Source organism: Mesorhizobium sp. BR1-1-15 (genome assembly GCF_020165475.1).
Taxonomy (GTDB): domain Bacteria; phylum Pseudomonadota; class Alphaproteobacteria; order Rhizobiales; family Rhizobiaceae; genus Mesorhizobium.
The window spans coordinates 132,765-154,988 of the sequence record NZ_JAIUIF010000004.1 but is presented as its reverse complement, the minus strand read 5'-3'; the positions used below and the strand labels follow the sequence as shown (position 1 = coordinate 154,988).

At 64.3% G+C, this 22,224-nt stretch carries 15 protein-coding genes; 8 read left to right on the top strand and 7 right to left on the bottom strand.

The window, feature by feature from the left end; all coding sequences use genetic code 11:
* Positions 1–68 precede the first annotated feature (68 nt).
* From LB541_RS09275 to pdeM, 5 genes are all read left to right on the top strand, one after another.
* Positions 69–1,433 carry a leucyl aminopeptidase family protein gene (locus tag LB541_RS09275; RefSeq protein WP_224618219.1) on the top strand — a complete coding sequence of 455 codons (1,365 nt, stop codon included), beginning with the start codon at positions 69–71 and terminating at the stop codon, positions 1,431–1,433.
* Between the two features lie 77 nt (positions 1,434–1,510).
* Positions 1,511–1,861: a MarR family winged helix-turn-helix transcriptional regulator gene (locus LB541_RS09270; RefSeq protein WP_140513216.1), complete on the top strand. Its 351-nt coding sequence runs from the start codon at positions 1,511–1,513 to the stop codon at positions 1,859–1,861.
* Positions 1,862–1,890: 29 nt separating this feature from the next.
* Positions 1,891–2,751, top strand: a complete 861-nt coding sequence (locus LB541_RS09265; protein ID WP_224618218.1) for an NlpC/P60 family protein — start codon at positions 1,891–1,893, stop codon at positions 2,749–2,751.
* 98 nt (positions 2,752–2,849) lie between these two features.
* The gene (locus LB541_RS09260) at positions 2,850–5,384 is read left to right on the top strand and encodes a ligase-associated DNA damage response DEXH box helicase (RefSeq protein ID WP_224618217.1); all 2,535 of its coding nucleotides are present in this window, start codon (positions 2,850–2,852) and stop codon (positions 5,382–5,384) included.
* Positions 5,381–6,097 carry a ligase-associated DNA damage response endonuclease PdeM gene (pdeM, locus tag LB541_RS09255; RefSeq protein ID WP_140496693.1) on the top strand — a complete coding sequence of 239 codons (717 nt, stop codon included), beginning with the start codon at positions 5,381–5,383 and terminating at the stop codon, positions 6,095–6,097. Before LB541_RS09260 ends, pdeM begins: the two co-directional genes overlap by 4 nt.
* A 5-nt stretch (positions 6,098–6,102) precedes the next feature.
* On the opposite strand, the gene LB541_RS09250 is transcribed toward pdeM, so the two are convergent.
* Genes LB541_RS09250 through LB541_RS09240 form a run of 3 tightly spaced genes read right to left on the bottom strand, consistent with a single transcriptional unit; the run spans position 6,103 to position 10,705 of the window.
* Entirely contained in the window at positions 6,103–7,038 is a 936-nt protein-coding gene (locus LB541_RS09250) for a dimethyl sulfoxide reductase anchor subunit family protein (protein WP_140513222.1), read from the bottom strand.
* Between the two features lie 5 nt (positions 7,039–7,043).
* Complete coding sequence (locus tag LB541_RS09245; protein WP_140649388.1) at positions 7,044–7,778, bottom strand: 4Fe-4S dicluster domain-containing protein; 735 nt, start codon at positions 7,776–7,778, stop codon at positions 7,044–7,046.
* Positions 7,775–10,705, bottom strand: coding sequence for a molybdopterin oxidoreductase family protein (locus LB541_RS09240; protein ID WP_140649386.1), 2,931 nt, complete (start codon positions 10,703–10,705; stop codon positions 7,775–7,777). Before LB541_RS09240 ends, LB541_RS09245 begins: the two co-directional genes overlap by 4 nt.
* A 277-nt stretch (positions 10,706–10,982) precedes the next feature.
* Here LB541_RS09240 and LB541_RS09235 point away from each other — a divergent pair, with 277 nt between their 5' ends.
* On the top strand, positions 10,983–11,885 hold the full coding sequence (locus LB541_RS09235) for a LysR family transcriptional regulator (RefSeq protein WP_140496685.1): 903 nt from the start codon (positions 10,983–10,985) through the stop codon (positions 11,883–11,885).
* A gap of 12 nt (positions 11,886–11,897) precedes the next feature.
* On the opposite strand, the gene LB541_RS09230 is transcribed toward LB541_RS09235, so the two are convergent.
* The 4 genes from LB541_RS09230 to LB541_RS09215 all read right to left on the bottom strand — a co-directional run bounded on the left by LB541_RS09230 (position 11,898) and on the right by LB541_RS09215 (position 19,254).
* Positions 11,898–13,154 carry an Hsp70 family protein gene (locus LB541_RS09230; protein ID WP_140649384.1) on the bottom strand — a complete coding sequence of 419 codons (1,257 nt, stop codon included), beginning with the start codon at positions 13,152–13,154 and terminating at the stop codon, positions 11,898–11,900.
* Positions 13,155–13,333: 179 nt separating this feature from the next.
* Positions 13,334–14,122 carry a TIGR02186 family protein gene (locus LB541_RS09225; RefSeq protein WP_140523928.1) on the bottom strand — a complete coding sequence of 263 codons (789 nt, stop codon included), beginning with the start codon at positions 14,120–14,122 and terminating at the stop codon, positions 13,334–13,336.
* Positions 14,122–15,045 carry a sulfite exporter TauE/SafE family protein gene (locus LB541_RS09220; RefSeq protein ID WP_140496679.1) on the bottom strand — a complete coding sequence of 308 codons (924 nt, stop codon included), beginning with the start codon at positions 15,043–15,045 and terminating at the stop codon, positions 14,122–14,124. Before LB541_RS09220 ends, LB541_RS09225 begins: the two co-directional genes overlap by 1 nt.
* Positions 15,046–15,237: 192 nt before the next feature.
* On the bottom strand, positions 15,238–19,254 hold the full coding sequence (locus tag LB541_RS09215) for a peptidoglycan-binding protein (protein WP_224618216.1): 4,017 nt from the start codon (positions 19,252–19,254) through the stop codon (positions 15,238–15,240).
* Positions 19,255–19,699: 445 nt separating this feature from the next.
* Between LB541_RS09215 and LB541_RS09210 the strand changes: the two genes are divergently transcribed.
* Together LB541_RS09210 and LB541_RS09205 are read left to right on the top strand one after the other, a co-directional pair.
* Positions 19,700–20,161 (top strand): MerR family transcriptional regulator, encoded by a 462-nt coding sequence (locus tag LB541_RS09210; RefSeq protein WP_140497287.1) that lies wholly within the window; start codon positions 19,700–19,702, stop codon positions 20,159–20,161.
* A 262-nt stretch (positions 20,162–20,423) separates the two neighbouring features.
* Positions 20,424–22,214: an acyl-CoA dehydrogenase gene (locus LB541_RS09205; RefSeq protein ID WP_140629554.1), complete on the top strand. Its 1,791-nt coding sequence runs from the start codon at positions 20,424–20,426 to the stop codon at positions 22,212–22,214.
* Positions 22,215–22,224 lie beyond the last annotated feature (10 nt).

Below are 22,224 nucleotides of genomic sequence, written 5' to 3'. Positions count from 1 at the left end.
ATATTCTGTTAACCCTAACGGACAGTTAAGAAGCGCCGAATCGACGGACGTCGGCAGGAGAACATCGAATGTCAGTGGAACTGGTCGAGAACAAGCTGAACAACCCGCTTCCTGTCCATCTAGTGGCTAAGGACGGTCTGGAGACGGCCGGTCTGACGTCATCAGCCGTGGCGTGGGCCAGGGCCAACGGCTTCTCCGGCGAAGCGGGCAGGACGCTCATCGTGCCTGCGGAAAACGGCGCGCTCGGCGGTGCCTTGTTCGGCATTGGCGACGGCGAGGGCGCGCTGGCCGTCGGCGCGCTGGCGAAAAGCCTGGCGGAGGGCGACTGGCATTTCGCCTCCGCGCCGGCCGAGCCGGAGCTGGCGGCGATCGCGCTGGCCCTCGGCGGCTATGTCTTTACCCGCTATGGCAAGAAACCGGGCAAGGCGCTGCGCTTCGAATTGCCGGCCGGCGTAGAGGCAAAACGCGTTCGCCGCATCGTCGAAGGCGTCTTCCTGACGCGCGATCTTGTCAACACGCCGACCAGCGACATGGGGCCGGACGAGCTAGAGAAGGCGGTTCGAGCCCTGGCCGAAATTCACAAGGCCGAGGTGTCGGTCATCAAGGGCGACGATCTCATCAAGCAGAATTTCCCGATGATCCATGCCGTCGGTCGGGCTTCGTCCAGTGCGCCGCGCCTTATCGACATGGGCTGGGGGTCAAGGAGCGCGCCGAAAGTGACGTTGGTCGGCAAGGGGGTCTGTTTCGACACTGGCGGCCTCGATATCAAGCCGTCGTCCGGCATGCTGTTGATGAAGAAGGACATGGGGGGCGCCGCCAATGTGCTGGGTCTGGCCTCGATGATCATGGCCTCCGGATTGAACGTGCGGCTGCGCGTGCTGATCCCGGCCGTCGAGAATTCGATCGCCGGCAACGCCTTCAGGCCTGGCGACGTGTTGGCGAGCCGCAAGGGCATGTCAGTCGAGATTGGCAACACCGATGCCGAGGGAAGACTGGTTCTGGCCGATGCGCTGGCGCTGGCCGACGAGGAGGAGCCGCAATTGCTTGTCGACATGGCGACGCTCACCGGGGCTGCTCGTGTCGCGCTAGGTCCGGACCTGCCGCCCTTCTACACCAGCGACGAGGCACTAGCCTCGGAACTGACGACAGCCTCGCTGGCGGTCGAGGATCCGCTGTGGCGCATGCCGCTGTGGCGGCCCTATGATGCGAAGCTGTCGTCGAAGATCGCCGACATCAACAATGTCACCACGGATGGGTTCGCCGGTTCCATCACCGCGGCGCTGTTTCTCAAGCGCTTTGTCGAGAAGACGGCAAGCTGGGCGCATTTCGACATATTCGCCTGGAACCCCGCCGATCGTCCGCACGGACCTGCCGGCGGCGAGGCGCAAGGCATCCGGGCACTGGAGCGCGTCATCTCGAAGCGTTTTGGCTGAGGTGGCGGCGACTTTCAGCGCCGGCAGGTTGCCGAAACTGAAACGGAACCGAAACAATTTGCCGTCATTCTCGTGCGATGTCGATTTCGATGCGCCCGAGCCAGGCCTTGCGATTGTGGCAGCAAGTGATGCTGTCGCAGGTGCGCGACGACGCGCCCGACCTCACCATGCGCCAGACGGCTATCCTGTTCACCATCTATCTCGATCCGCCGCCGCACACGGTGCGCGGGCTGGCGGCCCGTCTCAACGTCACCAAACCGGTCATCACCCGCGCGTTGGATACAATGGGTGCGCTCAAACTGGTGTCGCGCCATCGCGACGAGCTCGACAAGCGCAATGTGCTGATCAAGCGCACGGTCGAAGGCGCCCTCTTTGTCGAGCGCTTCGGCGATGGTATCATCGCCAAGGCACAAGAGCTGCCCATCTGACGATCAGCCGCTTCAATGGATAAACTGATTTGACCGCCAGGGATGCCCGCCTCCACGCCTTTCGGCCCGATCTTGCCGATGCGAGATTGAAAGGAGAGGTCGCTGCCGACCGCTTTGTCGCCGGCCGGCCGGCGCGGATTTCGATCCCGGTTGCCGATATCCGCAAGGCTCCGCGTCCAGACGCTGGTGTCAACACGCAAGCCCTGTTCGGCGATGACGTGCTCGTTTTCGAGGACAGAGAGGGCTGGGCCTGGATCCAGGCCGAACGGGACGGTTATGTCGGCTATGTCGCCGACGCCATGTTGGGCGGGCGGGATCATGCGCTCACCCATATCGTCTCCGTGCCCCGAACTTTCCTCTATCCCGGCCCGGATCTGCGCCTTCCGATCGCGGGACAGCTGTCGATGGGGTCCACCGTCACGGTGACCGGGTCCGCCGAAACGCGCGGCACCCACTATGCCGTCCTGCCCTCCGGTGAGGCAATCATAGCGGGTCACCTGCGGCCGCTCAGTAATGTGGCCGCCGACTATGTTTCGGTGGCCGAGACCTTTCTCGGCACGCCCTATCTCTGGGGTGGTGTCTCCGGCTTCGGCATCGATTGCTCCGGCCTCGTGCAACTGGCGATGCGCATGGCCGGCGCCGATGTCTTGCGCGATTCCGACATGCAGGCGCAGAGCATCGGCGAGCCGCTCGATCCGGGCCCCGATTATTCCGGCCTGCGCCGCGGCGATCTCGTTTTCTGGAAAGGCCATGTCGCCATCATGACCGATGCCGAGACCATGATCCATGCCAACGGCCACACCATGCTGGTGTCGCGCGAAGGTCTGAAGGAAGCCGTCGCCCGCATCGGCTATCTCTACGGCGGGCCGACGGGGTTCCGGCGGCCCTAGCGCCAATCCTCCCTTCTCCCAGGGAGAGAAAAACTGCTCGATCACCTTTTGTTCCGATTGTTCTTGGCGTTAGCGCGCCGTCGCGCTAACTCTGACGCGTGACAGAGAAGCCACGCCTTGCCGACCAGAATGCCGCCGTTGTCCTGCCCGAGCCATTCCTGAGATGGTTTGGCGAGAAAGGCTGGTCGCCGCGCGCCCACCAGATCGAATTGCTGGCGAGGGCTCAAGCAGGGCAGTCGGTGCTGCTGATTGCACCGACCGGCGCCGGCAAGACGCTGGCCGGGTTCCTGCCTTCGCTGACCGAACTGGCCGTCAGGGCCAGGCGAAAACCGGGACAGGCCCGCCGCGGCATCCACACGCTCTACATCTCGCCGCTGAAGGCGCTGGCTGTCGACATCGAGCGCAACCTCGGCAAACCGGTGGAGGAGATCGGGCTCTCCCTCACCATCGAGACCCGCACCGGCGACACGCCGGCGCACAAGCGCCAGCGGCAGAAGCTGGTGCCGCCCGACATCCTGCTCACCACGCCCGAGCAGCTTGCGCTGCTGATCGCGGCACCCGATGCCAGGCGTTTCTTCGAAGACCTGCGCTATGTCGTGCTCGACGAGTTGCATTCGCTGGTGATTTCGAAGCGGGGTCATCTCCTGGCGCTTGGTCTGGCGCGCCTGCGCCAGTTCATGCCCGAGCTTCAGACCATTGGACTGTCCGCCACTGTGGCCGAACCGGACGAATTGCGCCGCTGGCTGGTCGGCCAGAATCCACCCGGCGATATGGCCGAACTGATCGTCGTTACCGGCGGCGCAAAGCCCGAAATATCCATCCTTGACTCGGAAGAGCGCGTACCGTGGGCGGGGCATTCGGCGCGCTACGCGACGCCGGAGATCTACCGCGAGATCAAGCGCCATAAGACTACCCTGCTGTTCGTCAATACGCGCAGCCAGGCGGAGTTGCTGTTCCAGGAACTGTGGCGCGTCAACGAAGATACCTTGCCGATCGCCTTGCATCATGGGTCGCTCGATGTCGCGCAGCGGCGGCGGGTCGAGAAGGCGATGGGCGACAATGCGCTGCGCGCCATCGTTGCCACCTCGACGCTCGACCTCGGCATCGACTGGGGTGACGTCGACCTCGTCGTCCATGTCGGCGCACCGAAAGGAGCGAGCCGGCTGGCGCAGCGCATCGGCCGCGCCAACCACCGCATGGATGAACCGTCCAAAGCCGTCCTCATTCCGGCCAACCGCTTCGAGGTGCTCGAATGCCGGGCAGCGCTGGACGCCAACTATCTCGGCGCGCAGGATACGCCTCCACTGGTCGATGGCGGGCTGGACGTGCTGGCGCAACATGTCCTTGGCTGTGCTTGCGGCGCACCGTTCCGCGCGGACGATCTTTACGAGGAGGTGCGGTCGGCGGCCCCCTATGCCGGGCTGGGTCGGCCGACATTCGACCGCGTCGTCGATTTCGTCGCCACGGGTGGCTACGCCTTGAAGAGCTATGAGCGATACGCCCGCATCCGCCTCAACAAGGAGGGATTGTGGCGGGTATCCAATCCGCGCGTGGCCCAGCAATACAGGCTGAACGTCGGCACTATCATCGAGGTGCCGGCGCTCAACGTGCGTTATGTCCAGGCCGGCAGCAAGGGTTCCGTGTCGCGCGGCGGCAGGGTTTTAGGCAAGATCGAGGAGGCTTTCCTCGAGACGCTGACGCATGGCGACACCTTCATGTTCGCCGGCAAAGTTCTTCGCTTCGAAGGCATTCGCGAGAATGAGTGCTTCGTCTCGAACGCGCCCGGCAGCGATGCGAAGGTGCCTTACTATGGCGGCGGCAAGTTCCCGCTTTCGACCTATCTCGCCGAACAGGTCCGCGCCATGCTGGACGATCCGCAGCGGTGGAAGAAACTGCCCGAGCAGGTGGCCGACTGGCTGCGCTTCCAGGCCGACAAATCGGTGCTGCCCAAACGCGATGACCTGCTGATCGAGACCTTTCCGCGCGGCAACCGCCACTATCTGGTCGCCTACCCCTTCGAGGGCAGGCTGGCCCACCAGACGCTCGGCATGCTGCTTACCCGCCGTCTGGACAGGACGGGCGCCAGGCCGCTTGGCTTCGTCGCCACCGACTATGCCTTGGCCATTTGGTCGCTGGGCGACATGGGGGCGATGTTCAAAGCCGGAAAACCTTCGCTCGGCGCGCTTTTCGATGAGGACATGCTTGGCGACGATCTCGAGGCCTGGCTGGCAGACAGCTGGCTTCTCAAGCGCACTTTTCGCAATTGCGCGCTGATTTCAGGGCTGATCGAAAAGCGTCATCCCGGCAAGGAGAAGAGTGGCCGTCAGGTGACTGTCTCGACAGACCTTATTTATGACGTCCTGCGCAGCCATGAGCCGGATCACATATTGCTCCAGGCGACGCGCGCGGACGCGGCGGCGGGCCTGCTCGATGTCAGCAGACTTGCGGACATGCTCTCGCGCATTCAAGGTCGAATCATGCATAAGAACCTCGAACAGATATCGCCGCTCGCCGTGCCGATCATGCTCGAGATCGGCAAGATGCCGGTGCACGGCGAAGCCGATGAAACGCTGCTGATGGATGCGGCCACGCTGGTTGAGGAAGCCATGGGGCCGGAGATGGCTGAGGAATGAATTTTTCGCTGGCGCGCGCATCGTTGATCGCCGACGCCGATCTGGTCGGCATCGCCGGCGAACGTGCGGTCTGCGATCCGCGCGGCGTGCTCTACTTTCCCGAGCTCAAGCTTCTGGCCGTTTCCGATCTGCATCTGGAAAAAGGCTCATCGCTGGCAAGGCGCGGCATGCTGCTCCCGCCCTATGACACCGGCGCGACCTTGCTGCGATTGCAGGCCGTCATCTCAGACTACCAGCCGGCAATCGTCATCAGCCTGGGCGATTCCTTCCATGATGGCGGCGGCGCCGAGCGCATGCATCGAAGTTTCCGCGAACGGCTGGAGGCGCTGATGGCGGGCCGCGACTGGTTCTGGGTGGCCGGCAACCATGACCCGGAGGCGCCGGCCGACCTGCCGGGCGATACGGTGCGCGAACTCGCCATCGGCTCGTTGCTGTTCCGGCACGAGCCGTCGAAGCTGCGCGTCGAGGGCGAGATATCGGGCCATCTCCATCCCTGCGCCCGCATCGTCCAGCAGGGCCGTTCAGTGCGGCGGCGCTGCTTCGCCGGCGATGGCGGCCGCATGATCATGCCCGCCTTCGGCGCCTATACCGGCTCACTCAACGTGCTCGACCGCGCCTATGCCGGCCTGTTCCGCCTGGAATCGCTGATGGCCTATATGCTCGGCACGGACCGCATCTTTGCGATTTCAGGCTCGATGCTGCGACCCGGCTGAAGCCGCTATTTCCCGTAGTAGAGAGTGACCGTGTGCTTCGCTTCGGCGAAGAACAGCCAACGTTCGACCAGCATGCCGACAAACTGTGCGACCGCGGCGAACACCGATGCGAGCGCCGCGAAAGGTGACGGCAAGGCGAAGGCCGTAATCAGCAGCAAGGCGGGCAGCGCGAAACCCAGGAGCTGGGTGATCCGCCGCAGCTTTGCGCTGTGCTTGCGCGCGATGCGAAAACCCATTTCCTTGAGCAAATAATTTTCCTCGGTATGCGGCCATTCCAGCGATCTAACCGTCCCCCCGGCAAGCCCGGTTGCGGTGTTGGCGTTGGTGGGGATTTCCAATTGGTCGTTGTACCGCCAGGTCGCAAGCTTCCAGGCCCAACCGAGCAGGGTCAGCAGTACGCAGGCTGCCAGAAGCATTTTGGAACCGACGGCAAAGCCTTGGCATAGCGCGGCCAGAAGCACACTGCCGCTCATAGCCGAGAAAATGAGATAGCCGGGCAAGGTGTAAGGGCTGTGCCACTGAGCGATGGGTTTCAGCGAGGCATAGATCATGCCGGTCATGCAGACGGTGATGACGGCGCCAATCGTTGCCAGAAGTCCGGCGGCGGCGACCCAGCCATCGGTGCGGCCAAGAATGACCCAGCCAATGCCGAACAGTCCGGCCGGGACGAAGGTGGCGACCGAGGCGACGCCTTCGCGCGACAGCCAGGAACTGCGCCATTGCGAGAACGCACGCCAGGCGCGTTCGGGGCGGCCGAGATGTCCGGTCGAGGACAACAGGCCGGCGGTGATCAGCCCGAGCGCCAGTCCCATGCCGATGAAGCCCAGCCAGAAATCGGGTGCGATGACGCCAAGTGGCGCCAGCACGCCGAGCAGCGCCAGCAGGCCGTAGCCGGCGCCGGTGGCGGTGGTGAAGAAGACGACCGAGAAGGCTGGATGCATGGGGTTTAGTTCGAGAGCATGCGGTCGACCCAGCCGAGGAACCCACCCTCGGCCCTCACCGGCTCCAGGGTTGGCGCAGAAATCTTTGCGGCGCGTTCGGTATGCGCGCGCGGCGGCAGGTATTTGTTGGTCGGGCGGTAGCCGAGTTCCGGCATCAGGTCGACGCCGCCACGCTCCTCAACCAGTTGCGACACCGCCGAGGCGGGGTCGCCGAGATCGCCGAAATGCCGTGCGCTGGTCGGACAGGCCGCGACGCAGGCCGGCAGGCGGTCCTCCTCGGCGAGATTGTCATTGTAGATGCGGTCGACGCAGAGCGTGCATTTCTTCATCACGCCGACATCGGTGTCGAATTCGCGCGCGCCATAGGGGCAGGCCCAACTGCATAGCTTGCAGCCGATGCACTTGTCCTCATCGACCAGCACGATGCCGTCCGAGGCTCGTTTGTAGGAAGCGCCGGTCGGACACACAGTGACGCAGGCCGGCGTCTCGCAATGCAGGCACGAGCGCGGGAAGTTCACCGTGCGGCCGCCCATCGCGGTGGTGTGCTCGTAGCTGTGCACGCGGTTGAACCAGACGCCGTCGACATGGCCGCCATAGGGATCGATGTCTGTCAGCGGCGCCATGTGGCCGCCGGTGTTCCATTCCTTGCATGCGGTGACGCAGGCCTGACAGCCCACGCACGTGTCGAGGTCGATGACCAGGCCTAGTTTCTTGCCCGTATGGGCGGGGACGCAGGTCATTTGGCGGCTTCCCTGTTCATGCGGAATTCGGCGCCAAAGCGAAGTGTGTCCGGCGATGGCTGGAATTGCGGCGGCTGGTGGAAACGCTCGAATTGCGGCTCGGTGAAACCGGCTTCCTCCGCCGCGCATTTGACGATGCGCACCTTGAGATCGAACCATGCCGCCTGGCCGGTCACCGGATCGGAATTCGAATACCGCCTGCCGTTGGTGTCTGCCGCGGTCTGGTCGCCGATGATGTGGTTGAGCAGGAAGCCGCGATTGCTCTCGGCGGCATCGTCCTTCAGCCCCCAGCTGCCGCGCCTTTTGCCGATGGCGTTCCAGGTCCAGACCGTGCTTTCGTTCACGCCCTCGACCAGCTTGATCTGTCCCTTGACCTTGCCATTGATGCTTTCGATCCACACCCAGTCGTCGTCGGCAAGGCCGAGACCTGCGGCGGTCCTCTCATGCACGAACAGCCGGTTTTGGCTGGTAATCTGCCTCAGCCACGCATTCTGCGAACCCCAGGAATGGTACATGTGCATCGGCCGCTGCGTCAGCGCATGCAACGGATATTTCTGCTGGTCGACGGCCGCTTCCTCGAACGGCACGTACCAGAAGGGTAGCGGGTCCATGTAGGTCTCGATGCGCTGGCGTTCGCTCTCGGGCGGCACGGCCCGACCATGGCCGCGCGCGGCAAGACGAAAGCGCTGCAAGGGTTCGGAATAGAGCTGGAAGACGACTGGTTCGGCCTTCGGGATGAAGCCCATCTGCACCGCGAAATCGAGATAGGACCGGTTGGCCATCTTGTAGTAGCGCTGGTCCTCAGCGAAATCGTGGTGCCAGAAGCCGCCATTGTCGATGTAGCGCTGCAACTGGTCCGGGTTTGGCTCGCCCTTGCCGGTCGAATTGCCGTCCTTGCCGCGCCAGCCGGCAAGCGGGCCGATACCGGGCGTGCGCTCGTGATTAACGATGTAGTCGGCATAGTCGGCATATTTGGCCGCCCCGTCTTCTCTGACGAAACCCGGCAGGCCGAGGCGCGCGCCGAGCTCGATCAGCACCGATTGGAACGGGCGCACGTCCCGGTCCGGCTCGACCACGGGATGGCGTATAGCATCGCCCGGTCCGTCGGCATGGCTGATCGGCCGGTCGAGCAGGCTGATGCAGTCGTGCCGTTCGAGATAGGTTGTGTCGGGCAGCACGAGGTCAGCGAACGGCACGGTCTCGGAATAATAGGCGTCGGAATAGATGATGAAAGGGATCTTGTAATTGCCCGCCTCGTCGCGGTCGGTCAGCATACGAATCGTCTCGACGGTGTTCATCGAGGAATTCCAGGCCATGTTCGACATGTACATCATCAGTGTGTCGATCTTGTATGGATCGCCGGCCCAGGCATTGCGGATGACGGTGTGCATCAAGCCGTGCGCAGCGAGCGGCGCCTCCCAGGAATAGGCCTTGTCTATGCGGATCGGCACCCCTGCCTCATCGACCAGAAGGTCGTCAGGCCCGCAGACGAAGCCGAGCGGAATGCCGTCCAGTGGCGTCATCGGCCGGACGTTCTTGCCGGCAGGCTTCGGTCCTGGCGGCGCGCAACGCGGATAAGGCGGTTTGAAGCGGAAGCCGCCCGGGACGTCCACCGTTCCGAGCAGCACCTGCAGAAGATGAATGGCTCGGCAAGAATGAAAACCGTTGGAATGGGCTGAGATGCCGCGCATCGCGTGCATCGACACAGGCCGTCCCGTAATCGTCTCGTGGCGGCGGCCGGCCCAGTCGGTCCACGCCACCGGCAGTTCGATCGTCTGCTCAAAGGCGACATGAGCGAGCTCGGCGGCGATCCTGCGGATCGTATCGGCGGCAATGCCGCAGCGCTCCGCGACCGCATCGGGCGAATAACTCTCATTGAGGTATCGATCGGCGATCAGCTGGAACACCGGAACGCAGCGACGACCGTCGACGGTGAAGCTGCCGGTCAATGCCGGTTTGGCGCTGGCGTCGGTGGCGCGGACAGGCACCTTCGCCACCCTGTCCCAGGCGAGCAGGTTGCCGGCGCTGTCGCGGACAAACAGCCCGTCATTGGCCGCACCCGGATCCTGGATGACGAGCACATGGGCGTTGGTGTAGCGCAGGAGATAGTCGAGATCGACGCGGCCTGCCTTCAAGAGCTCGTGGATGAGGGCGAACACGAACAGGCCGTCGGTGCCCGGCCGGATGCCGATCCAGTCGTCGGCGATGGCGTTGTAGCCAGTGCGACATGGGTTGATCGACACCACCTTGGCGCCGCGCGCCTTCAGCTTGCCGAGGCCGATCTTGATCGGGTTGGAATCATGGTCCTCGGCGACGCCGAAAAGCATGAAATACCGGGTATTGTCCCAGTCGGGTTCGCCGAACTCCCAGAACGAGCCGCCGATCGTATAAAGCCCGCCTGCGGCCATGTTCACCGAACAGAAACCGCCATGCGCGGCGAAGTTCGGCGTGCCGAACTGGCTTGCCCACCAGCCGGTCAGGGATTGCGACTGGTCGCGGCCGGTAAAGAAGGCGAGTTTCTTCGGGTCGCTGCGGCGGATGGACGAAAGCCGCTCCGCGGCGATCGTCAGCGCTTCTTCCCACTCGATCTCGCGGAATTCTCCCGAGCCGCGCGAGCCGGTGCGCAGCAGCGGCTTTTTCAGCCGGGCAGGGCTGTAATGCTGCATGATGCCGGAGCTGCCCTTACCGCAGATCACGCCGCGATTGACCGGATGATCCTTGTTGCCGTTGATGTAGCGGACCTTGCCGTCCTTGATGTGCACGTCGATGCCGCAGCGGCAGGCGCACATATAGCATGTGGTCTTGGCGATGCGGTCGGAGATGGCGGGCGAGGTGTCGACGCCATCGTTCTCGTCGGGTGCGTTCGTGTCGGCGAGCGGGCGTTGGGACGGGGCGGAATTCGCGCCGCGCAGAGATCCTTGGGTCATGATCCCCGAGCGCTTCTGCGGTTCGCGGCTTTGGCCCTGGTTTTCGGCCCGGGACCGCGCATGTAATGCTCTTCCGGATGATAGCGATCGCCGGCCAGCCGCCGCCGCAGGCCGCGGGTCCAGTGCGCGAACAGGGACTTGAACCGCCCGATCATTTCATTCTCTGTCAATCGGTAGCGAATTTTTTCTAACTTCGATTGAAAACTTAGAATAAGCCTATCAACCCGTCTAATCAGTTGTTCTTGTAAATTCGATCGATATTGGTTCTTAATGCCTTATGACACTTGACCAGTTGCGGATATTTGTCGCCGTCGCCGAGCGCGGCCACATGACCAAGGCGGCGGAGCTGCTGGGCATCTCCCAATCGGCCGCGTCGGCCGCCATCCGCGCGCTTGAGGAGCAGCACGGCGTCCATCTGTTCAACCGCGTCGGCCGCAACATCGAGCTTGCCCAGACCGGTCACCGGTTCCTGCCAGAAGCCAAGGCCGTACTGGAACGAGCCGCCGCCGCACGCAATGTGCTGGAACATGTCTCGCAGACGGTTGCCGGCAGCCTCTCCATTGCCGCCAGCCTGACGATCGCCAGCTATTGGCTGCCGCGCCGGCTGGCGTCCTTCCACGAAGCCTATCCTGCGGTCAGGCTGAGCGTCAGCATAGGCAACACCAGGCAGGTCGAAGCCAGCGTGCTGGATGGAACCGCCGATCTCGGCTTGGTCGAGGGGCGCACCGAGTCCGACATATTGCGCCGCGCCAAGGTCGATATCGACCGGTTGATGCTGGTGGTTGCCGGTTCTCATCCCGAGATCGCCGAAATCGCGCCGGGCCGCCCCGACATAAAAGGGCTGCGCTGGATCATCCGCGAGGGCGGTTCCGGCACGCGGGAGGTGCTGGAGGATCTGGCGCGCCGCGAAGGGATTTCGCTTGACGACCTGCAGATATTTCTGGTGCTGCCGAGCAACGAGGCGGTTCGCCAGGCGGTCGAGGCCGGTGCCGGCGCCACCATCATTTCGGAGCTCGTCGTCGGACGCGCCGTCGCCGAAGGCAGCCTGCGGTCCGTGCCGCTCGAACTGCCGAAACGCGACTTCGCCATGATTACACATCGCGACCGCCAGGCAAGCTTGGCCCAGATGGCGCTCAAGGCGCATTTGGGGGCCGACGAGAAGGCGTCCGCGCGTTCGTGAATTGTCCGGATATCAGCCGAACTTGCGCTGCGCGTCCAGCGCAAGGCCAAGTCCGACCGAGCCGAACATGTCGCCCTCGATGACCGAAGCCTGAGGCACCAGCGACAGGATTTTTTGTCTCGCCAGCGGGATCGCGGTGGATCCTCCGGTCAGGAACACGGCGGTGATGTCGGACGACTTGACCCCGGCGTCGCCGATGGTCTGGCCGACCGTGGCGGCAACGCGCTCGATGTCCCTGGCGATCGTGGCGTCCAGCGCCTTTCGGGTGATCTCGGCGGCGAACTGGACTTCCGGCAGCCTCACCTCGACATCGGCCGAGACCTTGTCGGTCAGCTCGATCTTGGCCCTTTCGACAAGAGCGGCCAGCGCGTGCCCGTACCGGTGCTCGACGATCTGGATGAAGCGGTCGACGAGATCGGCGCGCTCGGCCTCGTAGCGGATCTGGCGCAGATGCGTCATCGCCTTGGCCGTGTAGACCAGGTTGATGCGTTGCCATGTGGCAAGATCGATGAAGTAGCTGGCCGGCAGGTTGCGCTTGCCGTCCTTGGTCGGGCTGAGGTAGCCGAGTTCCGGCATCACATGCGCGATGCTGAGCAATCGGTCGAAGTCGGTGCCGCCGATATGGATGCCGCGGCTGGCCAGGATATCGTCCTTGCGGTCAAGCGAGCGGGCACGCTGCGACGAGACCCTTACGATCGAGAAGTCCGACGTGCCGCCACCCATGTCGATGATCAGCGCCAGTTCCTCGCGCGTCACCTTCTGCTCGTAGTCGAGGGCCGCCGCGATCGGTTCGAACTGGAAGGCGATATGCTTGAAGCCTTGGGCGCGGGCGGCTCCTTCGAGCTCGCTTTGTGCCCTGGCATCGGCCTCGGCGTCGTCGTCGACGAACTGCACCGGCCGACCGAGCACCACGCTCTCGACGGCGCCGCCGGCATCGTCCTCCAGTCTTTTTCGGAGATGGCCGAGGAACAGGCCGACGATCTCCATGAAGCCGATCGACCGCGCCTTGATGCGCGTCTTTTCCTGCGCGAGCGCGCTGCCGAGCACGCTCTTCAGCGAGCGCATCAGCCGACCTTCGACGCTGTCGGTGTAATTGGCGATGGCGTGGCGGCCGAAACAGGTACGGTTGTCCTCGAAGTTGAAGAACACGGCGCTTGGCAGCGTGACCTCGCCGCCTTCCAGCGCGACGAGGTGCGGCTGGCCGCTCCTGACCACGCCCACGGTGGAGTTGGAAGTGCCAAAATCGATGCCGGCGAATGCTGGTCGCATCGCAGCCTCCTGTCATCTCTGCTAAGGCAGCGGTTCGGCGCCGTCTGTGAAGCGTGCGCTCTCTGTCGTCCGGGGTGATCGGACCGCTCTGCCGAATTGAATTGTGCGTGTTGCCCGGCGGGCCGGGAGGTGGCGGTCTATAGCATGATCCGGGAAAGGAAAACCCCTTTGTAGCCGCTTTAGTCCTTGCGGAAGATCAACCTTCCGAGCCAGCCCGTCACCATGGCCAGCGATATGGCGAAGACGCCGTAGAGGAAGGAATAGTCGTGGGCGACACGGAAGATCGACTGTTCGAAACCGGATTTGCGGATCTCGAGCTGGGCCGAGCTCTCCTTGATGAACAGGCCGCTCTTGAACAGGAACGCGCGCGCCTTGTGGGTGCCGACCGGAACGTTCGGCGCCAGCCGCACCGTGGCGCGGAACAGGTTCTGTGACAGGAACTGCACGCCGCCGACATTCTCGCTGTAGAGGCCGGTTGCGGCCTTGCGTTCGCGCAACGCCGCGGTGAATTCCTCGATCGTGGCCGGGCTGTCGCCGGCATCGGCCGGCTGCATGTAGAGATTGGAGGCGCCGAGCGACAATTGCCTGTAGCTGTTCGGCTCGGTGATGTCCTGCAACGGCCGCGTCGTCGCCACCGAATAGGACACCGGCACGTTTTCGAAGGTCTCGGATTCCAGGTTGACCCAGACGCCGAGCACCCGGTCCTTGCGGCGCACCACCACCGGCTTGGGTGGGCCTTCGAGCACGACGATGATATCGTAGCGGCCTTGGCGCGCCACCAGCGGATCGGGATTTTCCAGCGAGCCGAAAATGGTCAGATCGGCGCCGGAAAAGCCGGCAGTGATCGAGACTTTGTCGGTGGAAAGGCCGATCTGGACGCTTTCGGTCGGCGGCGTCTGCGCCTTCGCGGGTGCGGCGGCGATCAATGACAGAAGAGCCGCGGTTGCGAGCGCTTTCAGGCCATTCATCAGTTGAAGCCCGCGCCGGACAGCGAATAAAGGTTGGGCGGCGTGACGAAGAGGTCGATGGCAAGCCTTATCGCCACCGCCAGCACCAGCATCGCCAGCAGCGCTCTCAACTGCTCGCCGCGCAGCCGCTGGCCGGCCTTGGCGCCATATTGCGCGCCGGCGACACCACCGGCCATCAAAAGAAAGGCCAGCATCACGTCGACCGTCTGGTTGGTGGTGGCGTGGACCAGAGTGGTGTAGGCCGAGGTAAAGATGATCTGGAACAGCGAGGTGCCGATGACGACGTTGGTCGGCACTTTCAGGAGATAGATCAGAGCCGGCACCATGATGAAGCCGCCGCCGACACCCATGATAGACGACAGGAAGCCGATGGCCGCGCCCAGCCCAAGCACGGGGATGACGCTGACGAACAGCTTCGAGGCCCTGAACCGCATCTTCAGCGGCAGGCGGTGGATCCAGTTGTGCTGGCCGGATTTCTTCAGCACCGGTGCCGCGCCGCTGCGCGTGGCGCGCAGCGCGTTGATGCTTTCGACCAGCATCAGCCCGCCGACGGTGCCCAGAAGCACGACGTAGAGCAGCGAGATGAACAGATCGAGCTGTCCCAGCCTGCGCAGGAAAGCGAAGACATAGATGCCGCCAGTGGAGCCGACGATGCCGCCGGCAAGCAGCACCCCGCCGAGCTTGAAGTCGAGCGTGCCGCGCTTCATATGCGACAGCGCGCCGGAGAAGGATGAGGCGATGACCTGGTTGGCGCCGGTCGCCACCGCGATTGCCGGTGGGATGTTGTAGAAGATCAGGAGCGGCGTGATGAGAAAACCGCCGCCGACGCCGAACATGCCCGACAGAAAGCCCACCGCAGCGCCCATGGCCAGCAGCACGAAGACGTTGACGGAAATTTCCGCAATCGGGAGATAGATGCCCACCCGTCGGTCTCGATCAGTTTGCCAGTCGGCGAATACCGCCGTTGCGGATAGTATCGCACCGAAAAGCCAATTTTTCCTTGCGCCGAAGCGGCGGCAGGGTCAAACCCCGCCGCCGCGCCGAAACAAAAAACATCTCAAGCAGTTAACAGGCAAATGTGTGGCAGGGGCGTCGCGGATACGACGCTCCTGCCGCTATTTGCGCGCCAGCAACGCCTTGACCAGCTTTTCGTCGACCGCACCAGTCGCGGGCAGCTTGTTGTCAGTCTGGAACGCGACGATCGCGTTCTTGGTCTTCGCGCCCATCACGCCGTCGGCGCCGCCGGCGTCGTAGCCGTTCTTGTTGAGGATAAGTTGGATATTCTTAACCGCCTTCTTCATATCGATGCTGGCCGTGGTCTGCGGTGTGCCATCTTGCCAGGATTCGGGAATGTCGGCCGAATTGGCGGCCTGATCGAGCGGCTTGGCCTTCCACAATTCGGTGGCGGCGCGGGCGCGCTCGAGTTGCTCGGGACGCAGCGCGTTGGCGATCTCGTCGCGCTTGGCGGCAGCGTCCTTGTCGCCGGTCTTGGCGACGAGCGCGAACCATTTGTAGGACTCCTCCAGGTTCTGCTTCATGCCGACGCCCTTGGCGGCGAGGATGCCGAGATTGAACTGGCTGTCCTTCACGCCGAGATCGGCGGCCTCCTGGAACCAGTGCGCGGCCGATTCATTGTCGGTCACGCCGTCCGCGGCCATGGCGAACAGCACTGCCAGATTGTGCATTGCGCTGGCGTTGCCCTGCTCGGCGGCGAGCTGGTACCAGGTCTTCGACTTCTTGATGTCGCGCGGGACGCCGATGCCCTTCTCGTAGAAATTGCCGATGCGATACTCGGCCGGAGCGAAGCCGAGTTCCGCGGACTTTTCATACCATTTGGCCGCCGCCGCCATGTCTTCCTTGACGCCGCGCGCCTCGGAATAGCGCGAGCCGATCTCGAACAGCGCCTTGGCGTCGCCGGTGGCTGCGGCGTCGCGCAGGGCGACCGGGCCCGCATCGGCGGGAATGTCGAATTTGGCCGGGGCCGCGGGAGCGCCGGCGGGCACGACGGCGCCGGTGGTGTCATTGGCCATGGCCGGTGCAGCCATTGTCGGTTGGATACCGTTGTCCGCATCCGTCGTTTGCGTTCCGCCGGCAGCAGCGGAAGGTGCCGGAGAAGAAGGAGCCGCTGCGACGGGACCGGCGGAAATGGGTTCTGCCGAAGCCATCGCGTCGGAGCCTGCCGCACCCGCGCCGGCAGGCATGACGGGAGCCATCGCCGTCGGAGCCCGCTCCGCCGTCGGGCCAGCGTTCGTCGGCCCATCGCCGTCCGACGGCATGGCGAGCGCGGTCTGCGCCACCATGTCGTCCTTGACCGCCGGAGCGGAGGGCTCGGCCTGCCTGACCTCACGGGCCGGTTCGCTGTTCGCTGCCGCCAACTGGGTTTCCGGCCTGGGCGGGCTCGCAGCGTCGACGGATGCGGTTTCCAGCGGTTGCGAGGCAACGGCCGGCGCATCATTGCTTGCCACCTGGGCGGGATCGGCGAGGAACGCCTTGCCAAGCTGCAGGCCGGCAAGCGCCAGCATGATCGCGGCGGCCGCCATCAGAATCGGCTTGCGCCGCGCCTTGAGCAGGTCGCCGATCCTGAGCGCCTTCACCGGTCCCTTCATCGTCGACTGGCGCTTCAAGGCGTCGGCCTCGGCGGCGGCGGCCTGCGCCGCGCGGCGGGCCGCCGCGATGAAGTCCGATTTTGCGGCATCGCTGTCGCTGAGCTTTGCCGGTTGCCCGCGCTCGTCGCGCACGCGCTTCATGATGGCGTTGAGGTCGGGCGCGCCGGAGCCGGGCTCCAGTGGCCGGTTGGCCATTTTCGGGTCGAGCGGCTCGTCGAGATCGACGCTCGGGATTTCCGGGCCCGGCACCGAGCCCGCCAGCGGCGGAACGTCTGCTTCCTTCTTGCCCTTGAAGGCGCGCGCCAGGCCGCCCAACATCGATTTGCGGCGGCCTGCCGGCTCGCCCTTCCCGGCGATCGGATCGGAACCAAGCGCGGCCATGGCGGCGGCGGCCGCCGCCTCCGCGGGCGAGCGCGCACCCGGCCCGCGTGGCGAAGGGGGCTGGCTGCGCATGATCGCGGCGGCGCGGCCGTCGAGATCGGCCATGTCCCCTGTCAGCGGCATGGGCTCGTCGATATCCATCGACGGAGCGTCCACGGCCATCTTGCCGGCTCGCGCACGGCGCTTGCCGATCGCTTCATCCGGGCGTGCGTCCAGGAGCTCGCTCATCGCCTCGGACGGTTCGCCTGGCTCCAGCGAACCCAGCCTGTCGACGATCTTGAGCAGCGTGTCGTGGATGGCCTCGAACGTTCTCGAGTTACGCTCGTCGGAACGGCGTGTCAGCGTCTCGAGCGTCTTCAGGTCCTGGGCAAGGCCGGAAACTGCCGACGTGTCGGCGCCCGAGCCGGCCAGCGAGCGCACCGCGTTCTCGGCCGCCTCGCGCGCCGCGCCAAGGATGGAGTCGCGCGTTCCCGCCAGCGCCTTCTCGATTTCATTGAGGCGTGGGCTGATGTCCTCGAACTCCGGCAGCGGTGCGCTGGGCCTGGACAGGTGGGCGGACAGGCTGGCGACTTGCGCCTCCAGGCTGCGGATCAGCGCCGGATCGATGCCGGCGACTTGCGCGGCGGACGAGTCCAGGCGGCTCGAAATGTCTTCGAGCCGGCTTTCCAGGCCACGGATCGCGGCTTCGCCGGCGGGGTCGGGAATGCGTGTTTCCATGCGCTTGGCGAGCGCCGTGAAGCGGGCATCGATGGCTTCCATGATGCCGGCGCCGTCGACTTGCGGCATGCGCTGGTCGAGCCGGTCGGCAACTTCGTCCAGTCGGCGCTCAAGGTCGCGGAACAGCATGTTGCCCTGTTCGATAGCGTCGCCCTGGCGCCGTTCCATCATCGACGACAGCACGTCGAAGCGTTGCTCAAGCCCGTGGAAGATATAGTCGGCGTCGGGCATGGCCGGCGCCCGGTCGATCTTGTCGGCGATGAGCGCGATCTGCTTGGCCAGCCGTTCCATCGCCTGCTCGGGCAGGGCGGCGCGGCCGGCGAGTTCGTCGACCCGGCTCGACAGCGTGTTCAGCCGGTCGACGACGGCGTTGCCGGGGTGGTCCTGCGCCACTTCCTCGATCTGCCGGGCGAGCGAATCGATCCGTTTCTCGATGCGCTCGAAGGCTTCATGGTCGAGCGTATTGGCCTGTGCCGCGACGGTCGAGGCGACGATGGCGCGGGAGATCTCGTCCAGCCGCTCGTCGATCATGGCCAGCGTGCTGCCGCCGCGATTGTCCTGCTGGCTGGCGAAATGATCCACGGCGCTGGCCAGCGTGCGGACCTTTTCCTCCAGCGAGCGCAGGGATAGCGATTCCGGCAGGTTGTTGACGGCGTTGCTGATCTGCTCCAGCCGATCGGTCAGGCCCGAAATGGCGGGGTCCGGTGAGCGGTTGCGCTGGTCGGCGTCGACGCGGTCCTCGAAGGCTGTCCAGCGACGATCGAAATCGTCCCAGCGGCGGTCGACCTTCTGCACGCTCTCCTCGCGCGCCAGCGTGTCGAGCGCGGCTTTGACCTGTTCGAGTTCGAGCCGCAGCATGTTGACGCTTCTGTCGTCGCTTTTTTCCGACAGCGTCTTGATGGCGCCGGAAAGCCGCTCGAATTCGAGGCCAAGTTCGGCGCTGCCCTTGCCCGAAGCGCCTGACTTGGCGTTTGCCAGCAGGGCGCGGTCGATGTCCTTGCGCAGCGCCTCGAATTCGCTCTGCAGCCCGGCAGTCATCTGGTGGCGCAATTCCTCGCGCATGCCGCGCAGCTCGCCGGCTATCTTGCCGACCATGGCAACGCTGTCTTCCTGGCCGCGGATGCGGTCGATATCGCGGGCAAGGTTCTGGTAGTTCTGGCCGACGGCCGGCGCCGGCATCGGCGCCTGCGGATGCGGCGCGGGCTGCGGATCCTGGTACCAGCGCGGCTGAGCCGAAGGCTGTGCTGCGGGATAGCGCGGTTCGGCGCCATATTGGCGGGGATCGGGACGTGCCATCGTATCCTCGCGCGTCCTCTCCAGCCGCTGTTCCAGCGTCTCCAGCGAGCGGTTCAACTGCTCGAGCGTGGTCTGAGGCCTGCGCTGCCTGCCGGCGTTGAGTGTGTCGAGGTAGGACCGCTTGCTGTTCATCGGTGCGTCCGTCTTTCAGATTGGCCGGTTTGCGACCAGCTCCCCAAATCCTCGCCGGAACGAAGGCGACCGCACCACGGTGGAAGACAAGCCTCCCGGGTTCACCCGCGCTCCGAAAAACCGTGAAAAAATCGATACAGGATAAACACGGGTAGCCGACATGCGCACAATTCGCCCAACGTGGTAAACAACGCGTTAACCAAGCTTAAGAAGTTGCGACGAAGTTCGCGGTGAACCAGCCGCTGCGGCATAAAGCGCCGCCCGCACAACGCCCTTGCGTCATGTGAGGGCTATCGGTATAGAATTGACGTAAACGTAAAAGGCGCATCAAGCGTGCTGTTTGCGATTTGTTTGTTGAAACCAAGGCTGGAAGCACGCCCCCGCTTTCAGTCAGGCATCGCTTGGTCCAGGACCGCGACGCCACAGACGGGGAAAGCCAGTGACCATGAAGCTTATCTCGGCCGGCGAGACCGCGGCCAATACCAACACTATATCCGTTGACTCGGGCGAGGACCTCGTCCGCATCGGCGAAATGGCCAAGAAATATGGCGTGACGCTGCGCACGCTGCGTTTCTACGAAGACAAGGGCCTGCTCAACCCGCAGCGCGACGGTTCAACCCGCCTCTACACGCGCCGCGACAGGGTTCGGCTGAAACTGATCCTGCTCGGCCGCAAGGTCGGGTTCTCGTTGCGCGACGTCAAGCAGATGATGGATCTCTATGATCCCACCGGCTCCAACACCAAGCAGTTGCGGCTGGCATTGGACAAGTCGGAGAAGCAGCTTGCCCGCCTCCAGAAGCAGCGCACGCTCATCGATGACGCCATCAGCGAGTTGAGCACCTCCATGGCTGCCGTCCGGCAGATGCTGGTCGAGCGCTCGGCGCCGCAGGCGAGCGTCGCCGGCTGATTTGGGCCGCCGCCTTGCGGCGCAACATCCATGATCGAAAAAAGCCGTGTGGCGAGCGCCACGCGGCTTTTGTCATTAAGGGTTCCAACACATGTACTGCATCGCGTGCGGTTTGCTGCGGTGCAGGAGAAATTTTGTCGCATCGGCTGAATTGACGTTTACGCAAACGTCAATTTTTGTTATCTCCCGCTGAACACGGGTCCGCATGCCGCCTGACATGAATTCGGGGGTTTCGGATCAGGTCCGCAGGGTGGAGAAGAGCATGCCGATCTACAGGGCGCCGGTGCAGGATACGCTGTTCGTGCTCAACGAGGTGCTGGGCTACCAGCGCTATTCCAATCTCCCCGGCTTTTCTGATGCAACGCCCGACGTGCTGGAGGCGATCCTCGCCGAGGGCGCCAAGCTCGCGGAAAACGTAATGCATCCGCTCAACCGTGTCGGCGACATGGAAGGCTGTGTGCGCCATGACGATGGCTCGGTGACGACGCCGAGGGGCTTCAAGGAAGCCTTCGATCAGTATCGCGAGGGCGGCTGGATGGGGCTGGCGGCGCCCGTCGAGTTCGGCGGCCAGGGCCTGCCCTATGCCGTGCATACCGCCGTGGCCGAGTATATGGTGTCGGCCAATATGTCGCTGATGATGTATCCGGGCCTGACGCAGGGCGCGATCGCGGCGATCATCACCCATGGCACCGACGAGCAGAAAGCCAAATGGCTGCCGAAGATGGTCGAGGGCGCCTGGACCGGCACCATGAACCTGACCGAGCCGCATTGCGGTACCGATCTGGGCCTGCTGCGCACCAAGGCCGTGCCGAATGGCGACGGCACTTACAAGATCTCGGGCCAGAAGATATTCATCTCGGCCGGCGAGCACGACATGGCGGACAACATCGTCCACCTGGTGCTGGCCCGCATCGAGGGGGCGCCCGAAGGGGTGAAGGGCATCTCGCTGTTCATCGTGCCGAAGCTCAAGCTCGATGCTTCTGGCAATCCCGATGAGAGGAACACCGTCTCCTGCGGTTCGATCGAGGAGAAGATGGGCATCCACGGCAATTCGACCTGCGTCATGAACTATGACGAGGCGCAAGGCACGCTGCTGGGCGAGGCCAATGGCGGCCTCAAGGCGATGTTCACGATGATGAACGAGGCGCGGCTCGGCGTCGGCCTGCAGGGGCTGTCACTGTCGGAGATTGCCTACCAGAATGCCGTCGCTTACGCCAAGGACCGCTTGCAGGGCCGCTCGCTGTCGGGACCGAAGGCGCCGGACAAGAAGGCCGACCCGATCATCGTCCATCCCGACATCCGCCGCAGCCTGATGACCATGAGAGCCTTCAACGAGGCCGGCCGCGCGCTGGCGCTGTGGACGGCGATCAAGTCGGACATCGCCCATCGCTCCGCAGACGACAGGGACCGCCAGGCGGCCGACGACTACACCGGGCTGATGACGCCGGTGGTGAAGGGCGTGCTCACCGACAAGGGCTTCGATCACGCCGTGATGGCGCAGCAGGTGTTCGGCGGCCATGGCTACATCGAAGAGCACGGCATGAGCCAGTTCGTGCGCGATGCCCGCATCGCCATGATCTATGAAGGCGCCAACGGCATCCAGGCGCTCGATCTCGTCGGCCGCAAGCTGGGTCTGAACGGCGGCCGCGCGGTGCAGGCGTTCTTCAAGGAAGTCGGCGAGTTCTGTGAAGAGAACCGCGCCGACGAGAAGATGGCCCCCTTTACCAAGGCATTGAAGAAGAGCCTCAACGATCTTCAGACGGCGACCATGTGGCTGCTGCAGAACGGCATGGCCAAGCCCGACAATGCCGGCGCCGCCTCGACCGACTACATGCATCTCTTCGGCCTCGTGGCGCTCGGCTATATGTGGGCGCGGATGGCCAGGGCCGCCCAAGGCAAGCCGGGCGCCAACGGCGCGTCGTCCTTCTACGACAACAAGCTGGTGACGGCGCGCTTCTTCATGGAGCGGATCATGCCGGAAACCGCGACGCGTCTCGCCCGCATCTCCAGTGGCGCCGATACGTTGATGGCACTGCCGGCGGAAGCGTTCTAGAAATAGTCCC

What these genes read in the sequence shown, in the direction of transcription:
- LB541_RS09240 (WP_140649386.1), bottom strand. Translation starts at nt 10,705, where the DNA reads ATGACCCAAGGATCTCTGCGCGGCGCGAATTCCGCCCCGTCCCAACGC.
- LB541_RS09245 (WP_140649388.1), bottom strand. Translation starts at nt 7,778, where the DNA reads ATGACCTGCGTCCCCGCCCATACGGGCAAGAAACTAGGCCTGGTCATC.
- LB541_RS09225 (WP_140523928.1), bottom strand. Translation starts at nt 14,122, where the DNA reads ATGAATGGCCTGAAAGCGCTCGCAACCGCGGCTCTTCTGTCATTGATC.
- LB541_RS09230 (WP_140649384.1), bottom strand. Translation starts at nt 13,154, where the DNA reads ATGCGACCAGCATTCGCCGGCATCGATTTTGGCACTTCCAACTCCACC.
- pdeM (WP_140496693.1), top strand. Translation starts at nt 5,381, where the DNA reads ATGAATTTTTCGCTGGCGCGCGCATCGTTGATCGCCGACGCCGATCTG.
- LB541_RS09275 (WP_224618219.1), top strand. Translation starts at nt 69, where the DNA reads ATGTCAGTGGAACTGGTCGAGAACAAGCTGAACAACCCGCTTCCTGTC.
- LB541_RS09205 (WP_140629554.1), top strand. Translation starts at nt 20,424, where the DNA reads ATGCCGATCTACAGGGCGCCGGTGCAGGATACGCTGTTCGTGCTCAAC.
- LB541_RS09270 (WP_140513216.1), top strand. Translation starts at nt 1,511, where the DNA reads ATGTCGATTTCGATGCGCCCGAGCCAGGCCTTGCGATTGTGGCAGCAA.
- LB541_RS09235 (WP_140496685.1), top strand. Translation starts at nt 10,983, where the DNA reads ATGACACTTGACCAGTTGCGGATATTTGTCGCCGTCGCCGAGCGCGGC.
- LB541_RS09210 (WP_140497287.1), top strand. Translation starts at nt 19,700, where the DNA reads ATGAAGCTTATCTCGGCCGGCGAGACCGCGGCCAATACCAACACTATA.
- LB541_RS09250 (WP_140513222.1), bottom strand. Translation starts at nt 7,038, where the DNA reads ATGCATCCAGCCTTCTCGGTCGTCTTCTTCACCACCGCCACCGGCGCC.
- LB541_RS09215 (WP_224618216.1), bottom strand. Translation starts at nt 19,254, where the DNA reads ATGAACAGCAAGCGGTCCTACCTCGACACACTCAACGCCGGCAGGCAG.